The organism is Vibrio sp. 2-Bac 85 (assembly GCF_037546705.1).
GTDB lineage: Bacteria > Pseudomonadota > Gammaproteobacteria > Enterobacterales > Psychromonadaceae > Psychromonas.
The window spans coordinates 145,143-157,568 of sequence record NZ_JALAAB010000008.1; the positions used below are offsets into that span (position 1 = coordinate 145,143).

A 12,426-nucleotide genomic window follows, 5' to 3' on the forward strand; every position below is an offset into this window, starting at 1 on the left:
AAGCTCGTTTGCTTAATAAGCTGCTTATTTTTAAAGCTACTTACTCTGAAACGAATAAAGCGCTAAGTTAATCGTTAGATTCTTCACGTGGTGTACGCTCATTTGCTTCACGTACTTTCAATGAACGTTCTTGGAACTCTTGTTCATTTAATGCTTGAATTGCATTGGCTGCATCACTTTCAGGCATTTCAACAAAACCAAAACCACGGCGTTTACCAGTATGTTTGTCCTTCATGAGACGCACTGAAATAACTTTACCGTGTTCTGAAAACAGCGTACGGATTGCCATTTCATTTGCACGGTAAGGTAAATTACCAACATAAAGCGTGGTAGTTGCAAAGTCGCTTTCTGCATCGCTGGTTGCTGAAGCCGCTGCTGAGCTTGTACTTTTTGATGCAGTACTTGTGCTTGAATTTGCAAATTGAATTAAGAACCCACTAATGACAGCACCCGCAGCAAATAAAACTGCACCACCTAGTGTGATTGGAAGTAAAGTGATCACAGCTGCGCCAATAACGGCAACTGCAACAGAAAGCAACACTGGAGTGTTTGATTTCATAATTTAATAACCTCAAAAAAATAATAAAAGAAAAATAACTAGAAACGTAAGTGTTTATTCAAAGACATTGTTTGAATTCATCACATAGTGCTTTAGAGAATGGTGGCTGTATCCTTGCCATTGTCAATCCATTAAAAGCTAAGCTATTGTATGTCAAAAAAACGATTTAGCGTTAATAGATTGGCAAATCCACTTTGATCTTGTTGATGAAAAGTTAAAAATGTGAAGCAAGCCTCGCTGCTTATGCATGAAATATGACCGTTGACTGCTGTTTTTTTATACTAAGTTTTATTTGCATTGTAAAAGTTAAACTTTCGAACAGGTAAAATTATAGGATGTAAAATATTGACTTCAAATGATAAAGACGGAAGTGTTTAAAGATGGAGATTAAAACAGAAATTAGCTAGAATGCACCGCAATTAAGCTGCGCAAATTAGGCGTGCTATCAACAGATATTAAAAATAAGCATTAAAGCCGCTTAATAACTGCAAAAATGCAGTGTTAAGTAATGCCAATGGTATCAAATATTCGATTTTAATTTTACGTTAAGAATACTTAGTTTGATGTGAAAATTGCTGTAAATGGTTGTTCCCTTTACGAAACTGGCAATTAAAAACAAGCTATATTAACAAGTAGAATAGATCTCTTAATAATTACGATTGGTATAAGCTGCGATAAAGTGGTTCTCAATTTTGAAGAACTTGTATCGCAATGCACAATGTCGTCACTAACAAGGTATTTAAAGTATTCATGAAAAATATTCGTAACTTTTCAATCATTGCCCATATCGACCATGGTAAATCCACATTGTCAGACCGTTTAATCAGTACTTGTGGTGGTTTAACCGAACGTGAAATGGCGGCACAAGTAACCGATTCTATGGATATTGAGCGCGAACGTGGTATTACCATTAAAGCGCAAAGTGTAACTCTGGATTATAAAGCTAAAGATGGTGAAACTTACCAACTTAACTTCATCGATACCCCTGGACACGTAGATTTCTCTTACGAAGTATCACGTTCTTTAGCGGCTTGTGAAGGCGCGTTATTGGTAGTTGATGCTGGACAAGGCGTAGAAGCACAAACATTAGCAAACTGTTACACCGCATTAGAAATGAACTTAGAAGTGGTACCGATTTTAAATAAAATCGATTTGCCGGCTGCTGAACCTGATCGTGTTGCTGAAGAAATTGAAGACATTGTTGGTATCGATGCAACAGATGCGGTTCGTTGTTCAGCTAAAACGGGTCTAGGTATTGATTTAGTATTAGAAGAAATAGTACGCATGATCCCGCCACCTGTTGGCGATCTTAATGGTCCACTTCAAGCATTAATTATTGATTCATGGTTTGATAACTACCAAGGTGTTGTGTCATTGGTACGTATCAAGCACGGCCAAATTAAAGTTGGCGATAGAATGAAAGTAATGACCACGGGTCAAGTTCATTTAGTGACTAAAGTGGGTTACTTCACGCCGAAACAGAAAGAAACAGGTATTTTGAAAGCAGGCGAAGTAGGTTATGTGATCTCTGGTATTAAAGATATTTTAGGTGCACCAGTAGGTGATACGTTAACACTTGCCGATAATCCATCACCAAAAGCATTACCTGGTTTTAAACGTGTTCAGCCACAAGTTTACGCGGGTTTATTCCCTGTAAGCTCTGATGATTATGAAAACTTCCGTGATGCTTTGGGTAAATTGAGTATTAATGATGCTTCATTATTATATGAGCCAGAAAACTCGTCTGCACTAGGCTTTGGTTTCCGTTGTGGTTTCCTTGGTTTATTACATATGGAGATCATTCAAGAACGTTTAGAACGTGAATACGATATTGATTTAATCACTACCGCACCAACGGTTATTTTCGAAGTAGAAAAAAATAACGGTGAAATCGAATACGTTGATAGTCCTGCCAAATTGCCTGCTACCAATGACATTAATGAAATTCGTGAGCCAATTGCAGAATGTAATATTTTAGTACCGCAAGCTTACCTAGGTAATGTGATCACCTTATGTATCAACAAACGCGGTGTACAAACTAAGATGGCGTATCACGGTAATCAAGTTGCATTAACTTATGAGATCCCAATGGGTGAAGTTGTAATGGACTTCTTCGACCGTTTAAAATCAACCAGCCGTGGTTATGCCTCATTAGAGTATAATTTTATACGTTATCAGTTAGCTGACATGGTACGTGTAGACGTTATGATCAATGGCGATCGTGTTGATGCCTTAGCATTAATTACACACCGTGATAACTCAGAAACTTACGGGCGTGAGTTAGTTGAAAAAATGAAAGAGCTCATTCCTCGTCAAATGTTTAATATTGCAATACAAGCAGCGATTGGCAGTAAAATTATTGCTCGTTCAACGGTTAAACAGCTGACTAAAAATGTATTAGCAAAATGTTACGGTGGTGATATTAGCCGTAAGAAAAAACTGTTGAAGAAACAGAAAGAGGGTAAAAAACGCATGAAGTCTGTGGGTAATGTTGATGTGCCTCAAGAGGCTTTCTTAGCAGTATTACACATAGGTAAAGATAAGTAGTCTTCAATTGCTAACCCCCTTGTTAAGCAAAAGGGCGATAGCAATTAATAAAAGCTAATGCGCTGGTTTATTAACCCGCGCATTTTGTATTTTAAACGAGTCATATTAGTTAAAAATATTAATTAATATGATTTATAAAATTGATAGGAAAAAAAATGGCAAATTCATTTGCATTGATATTAGTGGTTTTAACGCTCTTAACCGGCGCGGCCTGGCTGTTTGATAAAATAAAGTGGGCGAAAAAGCGTAAACAGGCTTATGCCGATTTTCAAGCGCAATCTGAAATAGAATTAGACGATAAAACCTTAGCTAAAATGTACCCGGAAAATCCAATTATTGAGAATGCTCGTAGCTTATTTCCAGTGATTGCAACGGTATTTATTTTACGTTCATTTATTTATGAACCGTTTCAAATTCCATCTGGGTCGATGATGCCAACACTGTTGGTGGGGGATTTTATTCTCGTTGAGAAATTCTCATACGGCATTAAAGAACCTGTTTGGCAAAACACACTTATACCAACGGGGCATCCAGAACGTGGTGATGTTGCTGTATTTAAATACCCTGAAGATCAACGCGTTGATTTTATTAAACGCGTGGTGGGGTTACCCGGAGATCGTATTGTTTATAAAGATAAACAGTTGTACATCATTGCTGCCTGTGAAGAAGCCAAGTGCGGTGATTATAAAAAGTTAGACATGGAATTCCTAGGGGAACAAAACTTCAAACATGAAGCAAATACTGTCAAAGTGTATTCAGAAGTATTAGGTGACGTGAAGCATCAGTTATTAATCAATCCATTACGTGGTGAACCTGTGCAAGCTTATTTCCAACAAAAAGATGTCACAACTTATGCTTATGAGTGGGTGGTACCGGAAGGTAATTATTTCGTGATGGGTGATAACCGTGACAACAGCCGTGATAGCCGCTTTTGGGGGTTTGTACCTGAGCGCAATTTAGTCGGTAAAGCCGTTGCTAAATGGATCAGCTTTGAGTTTGACCGTGGTGCTGATAGTTTCTTACCAAGTTGGGTACCAAGTAATGTACGTTTTGAACGTATAGGTAGCATAAAATGAAGATCAAAGAACAAGAATTAAAACGTTTAGAGAAGCGTATTGGATATGAATTTTCAGATTTCTCATTATTAAAGCAAGCACTAACACATCGAAGTGCATTGGGTTTACATAATGAACGATTAGAATTTTTAGGTGATTCAATTTTAAGTTTTGCTATCTCGACTGATTTATATAAACGTTTTCCTAAAGTGGACGAAGGCGACTTAAGCCGTATGCGTGCCACCTTAGTTTGTGGAAAAATGTTGTCAGAAGTTGGGCGTGAATTTGTATTAAGTGACTGCTTAATTTTAGGTCCCGGTGAACTAAAAAGTGGTGGATTCCGTCGTGACTCAATTATTGCTGACGGTGTGGAAGCAATTATCGGTGCGGTTTTTTTAGATTCTAATATCGATACTGCAAACAAGCTGGTATTGAGTTGGTTTGAAAGTCGCCTTAAGACAATTCAACCAGGAATTAGCCAGAAAGACCCTAAAACTCGCCTACAAGAGCACTTACAATCGCGTAAACAAGCATTGCCACTTTATGAAGTATTAGATGTAAAAGGTGAAGCGCACAACCAACAATTCACCATGAGTTGTCAAATTGAAGGCATGAAGCAAGTGCAAGGTAAAGGCACTAGTCGTCGTAAAGCTGAACAAGTCGCGGCGAAAAACATGTTAACTGCATTATTAGGTGAGCAATAATGTTACTACTCAATACTATTTATTTACCTGTACTTTTAACTTTAACTTTCATCTATTTAGGAGCTAAATAATGACACAAAAATGTGGCTTAGTCGCAATCGTCGGGCGCCCTAATGTAGGGAAATCAACGCTTATTAATGCATTACTCGGACAAAAAGTAAGTATCACTTCGCGTAAGGCGCAAACAACGCGTCACCGTATTCTAGGTATCGATACAGATGGTGATTACCAAACTGTTTTTGTTGATACTCCTGGATTACATATTGAAGAAAAGCGCGCCATTAACCGTTTAATGAACCGTGCCGCATCAAGTTCTATCAATGATGTTGAAATGATAGTGTTTGTGGTTGAAGGTACACATTGGACTGCCGATGACGAGATGGTATTAAAAAAATTCCAGTACTTAAAATGTCCGGTTATTTTAGCAGTTAATAAAATTGATAATGTAGAAGACAAAGAGTTATTACTGCCACATTTACAGAAAATTGGTAAGCTTTATGACTTTGCTCATATATTACCTATGTCCGCTAAATCTGGTGATAACGTTGAAAAAATTCGTGAATGGGCAAAAGCCGTGTTACCTGAGTCTGAATTTTATTTTCCAGAAGATTATATTACTGACCGTTCATCTCGATTCATGGCGTCAGAAATTGTACGTGAAAAATTAATGCGCTTCTTAGGTGATGAATTACCTTATTCTGTGACCGTAGAAATAGAACAATTTAAACAAAAAGCCAATGGCCTTCTACATATTAATGCACTTATTTTAGTTGAGCGTGATGGCCAAAAACGTATGGTGATTGGTAATAAAGGCGAAAAACTAAAAGCGATTGGGAAACAAGCGCGACTAGACATGGAAGAGTTATTTGACTCAAAAGTATTCTTAGAAATCTGGGTTAAAGTTAAATCGGGTTGGGCAGATGATGACAGAGCGCTACGTTCGCTTGGTTACGGTGACGATTACAACGGTTAATACAGCGGCGTAATTTATGTCCATAGAATGCCATAATGCATTTATATTACACCGACGTCCCTATGGCGAAACCAGTCAAATTGTTGATTTGTTTTGCCAAGATGTCGGTAAAGTTAGCCTTGTTTTTAAAGGTGGTCGCAGCAGTACTCGTATGAAACGCGGTATGGCACAACCATTCACACTACTACTCGCTAGTTACTTTGGTCGTAGTAGTTTGAAGACAGTTAAGTCATTAGAAGCACAAACACAGGTGGTACCTTTACAGGGGCAACGTTTGTATATTGCGATGTATATGAATGAACTGTTATATCGCCTATTACAAGCTGAAACTGCTTGTGATGGTTTATTTGAGTGCTACCAACGCACTTTGATCAGTGTCGCTCGAGACGATGATCCGCAAAAAGCCCTGCGCTTATTTGAATTAACATTATTAGAAACGCTCGGTTATGGTGTTAATTTTGATCACGATGTATACAGTGATGAAGCGATTGAAGCAGGCTTTCAATATCAATATAAACAACAGCTTGGTTTTTTTGCTAAGCAGGCTATTTGTAACCCTCAACAGGTTTATGATGGTGCAGATATAATTAACTTATCACAGCGTAAGCTTGATAATGAAGCCACATTAAAGATGGCTAAGCGCTTTTGTCGACAGGCACTTGCTAACTTATTAGGTGATAAACCATTACATAGCCGTGCTTTGTTTGCGGCCAAATAAATACAATAAAGGAAAGAGCATGAGCAAAATATTATTAGGTGTGAATATCGACCATGTTGCAACACTTCGTAATGCACGTGGTACATGTTATCCAGAACCTGCACATTTAGCGGCGGTAGCTGAAACCTCTGGTGCAGATGGTATTACTATTCATATTCGTGAGGATCGCCGTCATATTAACGATCGTGATGTTGCTGTACTGGCACAAACACTACAAACACGTATGAATTTAGAAATGGCAGTAACCGATGAAATGGTTGAGATTGCCTTAAAAACTAAACCTACTTTTGTTTGTTTAGTGCCTGAAAAGCGTGAAGAATTGACGACAGAAGGTGGCTTAGATGTTGTCGGTAATTACGACAAAATAGCCGCAGCAGTGAGCCGTTTAAACGCCGCTAATATTCAGGTAAGTTTATTCATTGACCCAGAAGCTGCGCAAATAGATGCCGCTGTAAAAATGAAGGCTGCTTATGTTGAATTGCATACGGGTCAATATGCTGATGCCAAAACGGAAGAGATTCAAGAAGCTGAATTAGCACGTGTTGCTAAAGCCGCAACTTATGGTCATCAAGCGGGTATTAAAGTGAATGCTGGGCATGGTTTGAATTATCATAACGTTAAACCGATTGCAGCTTTACCTGAGATTATTGAACTTAACATTGGTCACGCAATTGTTGCTCGTGCGTTAATTGATGGGTTTGCTGTTGCTGTTAGCGAAATGAAACGTTTAATGATTGAAGGCCGAAATCACAGTCTATAAATGACAGCCAACAAATCAACGTTTGAAGATAAGCATTAGTCATTCAGAGAGATTAGTGCTTATTAATCTGCTTTTATTCGTAAGTTGGCAATTCAGAACACATTCCTTATTCTTCTCCTTTACAGAGGTGTCACGTGAGTTCAGATCTTTATATTGAGCAATTACGCGCACAGTTTCCTATCTTAGATCAGCAAGTCAATGAGCATCAGCTGGTGTATCTTGATAATGCTGCTACTACGCAAAAACCACAGTCTGTGATTGATGCTATTTGTGATTATTATCAAACCAGTAATGCTAATGTGCATCGTGCAAGCCATGCCCTTAGTAACAAGGCAACTACATGCTTTGAACAAAGCCGCACTAAAGTACAACAGTTTATTAATGCACGTCGTTCAGAAGAGATTATTTGGACTAAAGGTACAACAGAAGGCATTAATTTATTAGCAAATATTTTTGCTCGGCAATTGCAAGCAGGCGATGAAATCATTATTAGTGCCCTTGAGCACCATGCCAATATTGTCCCTTGGCAAATGCTTGCTAAACAAACGGGCGCTATTATTAAGGTTATTCCCTTAACTCAAGAGCATTGTTTAGATGTTGAAGCGTTTAAAGCATTATTAACCGCAAATACTAAACTTGTTTCTATTGCCCATGTTTCCAATGTTTTAGGTGTTATTAATCCAATTAAAAAAATAATTGATTTAGCGCATCAGAAAGGGGCTAAAGTCATTATTGATGGTGCCCAAGCAGTGGCGCACCTTGAGGTTGATGTACAAGGCTTAGATTGTGATTTTTACTTGTTTTCCGGACATAAGTTATTTGGCCCAACGGGCATTGGTGTAATGTATGGAAAATATGATTTATTACAACAACTCCCTCCTTGGCAAGGCGGGGGAGAAATGATTGAGACGGTTAGCTTTGAACAGACGACTTATAATCGACTGCCTTTTAAGTTTGAAGCTGGCACGCCTAATATTGCTGGCGCGATTGGTTTAGGCGCTGCCATTGATTTTGTAAATAGCTTAGACAGAAGTGTTCTTGAAAAACATGAAAAAATATTATTAGCTTATACCGAGGCTGCTTTAAAAGGGATACAAGATGTTGTTGTATTTGCTCAAGATTTAAATAAATCTGGTGCCATTAGTTTTATTGTTAAAGGCGAACATAGTACTGATATTGCGATGTTATTAGATGCACAGGGCATTGCCGTTAGAAGTGGTTCACACTGCGCTATGCCATTGATGTCAGTACTGCAATACAGTGGCACTATTCGTGTGTCATTTTCAGTCTATAACACGCTAGACGAAGCGAAAGTGTTTATTAAGGCACTACAAAACGTCATTCTAATGTTGCAGGAATAAATCAAGCTAGGTCAAAAGGATACTAGATAAAAGGGCCATTAGATAAAAGTATTAAAGGTCGATTAAATTAAAAGTCTCATCAAATTAAAAATCCCACTAATCTTCTCTGCTTTTTATTACAGAGAAGGGTAGTGGGACTTTTGTTTATTATGACGCTTTATTATTGAAATGAGCGCTAACTGCTAACTATTGCAGTTAGTGCATCAATTACTCTACGGCTTGTGTAGGTGTTAACTTAAACGCTTTGTTGATCTCTTTTTTATCACCTAATAAGCGTGATGTGATGGTGCCTGCTGTCATCGAACCACTAACATTCAACGCAGTACGAGCCATATCGATCAAAGGCTCAATTGAAATCAGTAAAGCAGCTATCGTTACCGGTAAGCCCATTGCTGGTAATACTATCAAAGCTGCAAAAGTCGCACCGCCACCAACACCCGCAATACCAAATGAACTGATTGCAATAATGGCTACCAATGAAAGAATGAAGTTAAATTCCATCGGGTTAATACCCATGGTTGGAGCAACCATAACAGCAAGCATCGCAGGGTAAATACCAGCACAACCATTTTGCCCAATGGTTGCACCAAAGGTTGCAGACAAGTTTGCAATCGCAGGTGGCACATTTAGTTTAGTAATTTGTGCTTCAACATTCAGTGGAATGGTGGCTGCAGAACTACGTGAAGTAAAAGCAAATGTTAGTACAGGCCAAATACGTTTAAAGTATTGTGTTGGACTCACTCCTACTAATGAAACTAATAATCCATGCACGATAAACATTAAGAAAATCGCGATATAAGAAGCAACAATAAAGCCGAGCAGACTTAAAATATCACCTAAGCTCGATGTTGCGACAACTTTTGTCATTAATGCCGCTATACCGTAAGGTGTTAGCGCAATAATCATTTTAACAAGACGCATAACAATTGATTGAGCCGCTTCAATAAAAGTGCGGATTGGCGATTCAAGCTCTTTCTTTTCAATCATCACTCGACGTGCTGCAATACCGACTAAAATACCAAAAATAACTACTGCAATAATCGAGGTTGAGCGTGCACCTGTTAAATCTGCAAACGGGTTAGTAGGTATAAAACTGACTAGCATTTGCGGAATAGTCAGATCGGCTACACTACCTAGACGAGTCTCAAGTACACTAATACGAGCGGTCTCACGAACGCCTTCAGAAAGGCCCGCAGCAGAAAGACCAAAAATTTGCGTGACCGCAATACCTATCAGTGCTGCAATCATGGTCGTAAACAATAAAATGCCAATGGTTAAGGCACTAATTTTACCTAATGAGCCCGAGTTTTCGAGTCTTACCACTGCAGCAATCATGGACACTAACACTAATGGCATAATGACCATTTTTAATAGGCCAACGTAACCACTGCCTACTACATTTACCCATGCTAATGTTTCACTGATGATAGGGTTTCCTTCACCATAAAACATGTGAATAATGAGACCAAAGGCACTACCAAAAACTAAACCGAGTAATACCTGACGAGACAAGGTAGTTGCTTTTGTTTGTTGTTGGAACAAGAACAAAAGGATGAAAACAAATATCGCAAGATTAGCGATAACTGCAATTGACATGGGATTTCCTTAATAATGATAAATGTGAGTGAAATGAACAGCTTTTGTCGTTATTTGTACTTTGAAACTGTAGAGCTAGATGATAGTAAGTTGAGATTTTAATTATCTAATCGCAAAATGACAAAGCCAGATAACGCATGACTTATATCATTTGGTTATAAATAATTTTCAAAGAAATTATTGAAGCTAAAATTAAGCAAAAAAACTTAACGGCTATTTATTTCCAAAGCAATACTTGCTTCTCTCTGTACTATTTATTTCTACGATAGTATTTTTCATACGGACTAGCTTAATGTTGATTTTCGCAAGCTAGGACCGCAGAAATGTAAGCTACTCAAAGCATTTTTAAAATAAAAAATTCAATTATTATGGATGTATTGATCCACAATGATTGGATTTATTATCTCTTTTTCTTAAGCTCGCTTAACTCTAAGATGACTGCCATCGGTAACACTCTTAATTATTAAATTATATTTGGAAAAATCATGACTCATCAAATTATTACAGATCTTAACAATCGTTACACCGCTAAAATGTATGATGCAACTAAACGTATTTCAGCAGAGGATATGGAAATAATCAAAGAAGCAATGCGCTTATCAGCTTCTTCTATTAACTCTCAACCTTGGAAGTTTATCGTGATTGAAAGTGATCAAGCGAAACAACGTTTACATGATACTTTTGCTAATAAATTTCAATTTAATCAACATCACGCAAAAGAAGCGTCACACACTATTTTGTTTGCTCACAATCCAAACTATACTAAATCTGATTTCCAAAAAGTGCTCGATGTCGAAGTATCTTCAGGGCATTTACCTGCTGAAATGGAAGAAAACATGATGAAGGGCGGTTTTGGTTTTGTTGATTTAAATACAGACGAAACCGGCTTTAATGGCCATTGGTCAAAAGCGCAAACATACATCGCTTTTGGTAACGCATTACACACTCTTACTCGTTTAGGAATAGACTCGACACCAATGGAAGGGGTAGATCCTGAGTTAATCGGTGAAGTCTTTAAAGAGGAACTAGGTGGTTATGTATGTCACGTTGCTCTAGCAATGGGTTATCATTTAGGCGAAAAAGATTATAACCACGGTCTTCCTAAAGCTCGTTTGCCTATGGACGACGTATTTACCGTTTTATAAGCTTAAATTCATAGAGTATTATAATACTTGTTGAAAGATAGTATCTAGAAAATAAGCTAGTTGCCTAACTAGCTTATTTATAAGTTTATTTATTCTTGAATCCAAGTAACAAGACAACATTAGCTAAGACTAGCTAAGCTCAGTCAAGTTCATAAAACCAGTAATTAGCTGTAAATAATAGTTTAAAAGATCTACTGCCCTAATCATTAATGACGTTTTGAAATCAAGGTAAATTTGTAATCGGTGGTTTTGAAATAATTAATGCTATATTCAAATACTGTATTGTCTTGTAAAAAGCTGCGCGTTCGTTTTTCAATAATAGGTTGATTGGGGTCAATACCTAATAACGTCGCAATATCTATTGATGGCAATATTGGTATGATCTCTTGTTCACTGCGATCAATCACTAGTCCTTTCTGTTTTTCGATATATTCATATTTGGACTTGCGCATTACTTCGTAAGTTAAGTCTGGAAAAAGCGCTAGTGGCATCCAAGTTTCTTCTACAGTGATCGGATTATTTTCGATATAACGTACGCGTTTGACATAATAAACACGATCTTGTTCTGTGATGTTGAGATTATCTGCCAGGGTTAAGCTAGGTTTCATTACTTCGAAAGTAAGTATATCACTGTGAGTGGCTAAGTTTAAATGCGCCCATTTTTCATCAAAACTGGATTGTTGGTAGATATCATAATTGACTTTTTTTTCTTTAACGTAAGTCCCGCTACCTTGTACACTTTCAAGCTCACCATTTTCAATTAATAACTTTAAAGCTTGTCTAACAGTGACGCGACTCGCTGCAAACTCTTCAACTAATTCTGCTTCAGTGGGTAACGCTTCTCCTACTTTACACTCTCCAGTATCTATTTTGGTACGGATAATATCGGCTATTTGACGATATCTTGGTAGTTTAGCCATGTGATCCTCTTAGCAGGTGTGAATCAATTTATTAATATTTATAGAGTACTGGTAAATAGGTTTTAATACAAATATTTAAAAGTAATAC

11 protein-coding genes are annotated in these 12,426 nt (G+C 37.6%); 8 read left to right on the forward strand and 3 right to left on the reverse strand.

Features of this window, described 5'->3' with window-relative positions; translation table 11 throughout:
• Positions 1–67: 67 nt before the first annotated feature.
• On the reverse strand, positions 68–559 hold the full coding sequence (locus tag MT390_RS10710; protein ID WP_166371632.1) for an RNA recognition motif domain-containing protein: 492 nt from the start codon (positions 557–559) through the stop codon (positions 68–70).
• A 750-nt stretch (positions 560–1,309) separates the two neighbouring features.
• Here MT390_RS10710 and lepA point away from each other — a divergent pair.
• The 7 genes from lepA to MT390_RS10745 all read left to right on the forward strand — a co-directional run bounded on the left by lepA (position 1,310) and on the right by MT390_RS10745 (position 8,677).
• Positions 1,310–3,106 (forward strand): translation elongation factor 4, encoded by a 1,797-nt coding sequence (gene lepA, locus MT390_RS10715; protein ID WP_499441060.1) that lies wholly within the window; start codon positions 1,310–1,312, stop codon positions 3,104–3,106.
• Between the two features lie 155 nt (positions 3,107–3,261).
• Positions 3,262–4,182, forward strand: coding sequence for a signal peptidase I (gene lepB, locus MT390_RS10720; RefSeq protein ID WP_166371634.1), 921 nt, complete (start codon positions 3,262–3,264; stop codon positions 4,180–4,182).
• Positions 4,179–4,865, forward strand: coding sequence for a ribonuclease III (rnc, locus tag MT390_RS10725; RefSeq protein ID WP_166371635.1), 687 nt, complete (start codon positions 4,179–4,181; stop codon positions 4,863–4,865). Before lepB ends, rnc begins: the two co-directional genes overlap by 4 nt.
• Before the next feature lie 70 nt (positions 4,866–4,935).
• Positions 4,936–5,838 (forward strand): GTPase Era, encoded by a 903-nt coding sequence (gene era / locus MT390_RS10730; RefSeq protein ID WP_166371636.1) that lies wholly within the window; start codon positions 4,936–4,938, stop codon positions 5,836–5,838.
• A gap of 16 nt (positions 5,839–5,854) precedes the next feature.
• On the forward strand, positions 5,855–6,556 hold the full coding sequence (gene recO / locus MT390_RS10735; protein ID WP_166371637.1) for a DNA repair protein RecO: 702 nt from the start codon (positions 5,855–5,857) through the stop codon (positions 6,554–6,556).
• A gap of 19 nt (positions 6,557–6,575) precedes the next feature.
• Entirely contained in the window at positions 6,576–7,316 is a 741-nt protein-coding gene (gene pdxJ, locus MT390_RS10740) for a pyridoxine 5'-phosphate synthase (RefSeq protein ID WP_166371638.1), read from the forward strand.
• Positions 7,317–7,450: 134 nt separating this feature from the next.
• On the forward strand, positions 7,451–8,677 hold the full coding sequence (locus MT390_RS10745; protein ID WP_499441064.1) for an aminotransferase class V-fold PLP-dependent enzyme: 1,227 nt from the start codon (positions 7,451–7,453) through the stop codon (positions 8,675–8,677).
• Positions 8,678–8,884: 207 nt separating this feature from the next.
• Here the strand turns inward: MT390_RS10745 and MT390_RS10750 are convergent, their stop codons facing one another.
• Complete coding sequence (locus MT390_RS10750; protein WP_499441066.1) at positions 8,885–10,273, reverse strand: L-cystine transporter; 1,389 nt, start codon at positions 10,271–10,273, stop codon at positions 8,885–8,887.
• A gap of 485 nt (positions 10,274–10,758) precedes the next feature.
• On the opposite strand from MT390_RS10750, the gene MT390_RS10755 reads away from it, so the two are divergent.
• On the forward strand, positions 10,759–11,418 hold the full coding sequence (locus tag MT390_RS10755) for an NAD(P)H-dependent oxidoreductase (protein WP_499441068.1): 660 nt from the start codon (positions 10,759–10,761) through the stop codon (positions 11,416–11,418).
• Between the two features lie 206 nt (positions 11,419–11,624).
• Here MT390_RS10755 and MT390_RS10760 read toward each other — a convergent pair whose 3' ends face one another.
• Positions 11,625–12,338 carry a GntR family transcriptional regulator gene (locus MT390_RS10760; RefSeq protein WP_499441070.1) on the reverse strand — a complete coding sequence of 238 codons (714 nt, stop codon included), beginning with the start codon at positions 12,336–12,338 and terminating at the stop codon, positions 11,625–11,627.
• Between the last annotated feature and the right edge of the window lie 88 nt (positions 12,339–12,426).

Coding starts and splice junctions, on each gene's coding strand:
- era (WP_166371636.1), top strand. CDS start 4,936: ATGACACAAAAATGTGGCTTAGTCGCAATCGTCGGGCGCCCTAATGTA.
- lepA (WP_499441060.1), top strand. CDS start 1,310: ATGAAAAATATTCGTAACTTTTCAATCATTGCCCATATCGACCATGGT.
- pdxJ (WP_166371638.1), top strand. CDS start 6,576: ATGAGCAAAATATTATTAGGTGTGAATATCGACCATGTTGCAACACTT.
- MT390_RS10755 (WP_499441068.1), top strand. CDS start 10,759: ATGACTCATCAAATTATTACAGATCTTAACAATCGTTACACCGCTAAA.
- lepB (WP_166371634.1), top strand. CDS start 3,262: ATGGCAAATTCATTTGCATTGATATTAGTGGTTTTAACGCTCTTAACC.
- rnc (WP_166371635.1), top strand. CDS start 4,179: ATGAAGATCAAAGAACAAGAATTAAAACGTTTAGAGAAGCGTATTGGA.
- MT390_RS10750 (WP_499441066.1), bottom strand. CDS start 10,273: ATGTCAATTGCAGTTATCGCTAATCTTGCGATATTTGTTTTCATCCTT.
- MT390_RS10710 (WP_166371632.1), bottom strand. CDS start 559: ATGAAATCAAACACTCCAGTGTTGCTTTCTGTTGCAGTTGCCGTTATT.
- recO (WP_166371637.1), top strand. CDS start 5,855: ATGTCCATAGAATGCCATAATGCATTTATATTACACCGACGTCCCTAT.
- MT390_RS10760 (WP_499441070.1), bottom strand. CDS start 12,338: ATGGCTAAACTACCAAGATATCGTCAAATAGCCGATATTATCCGTACC.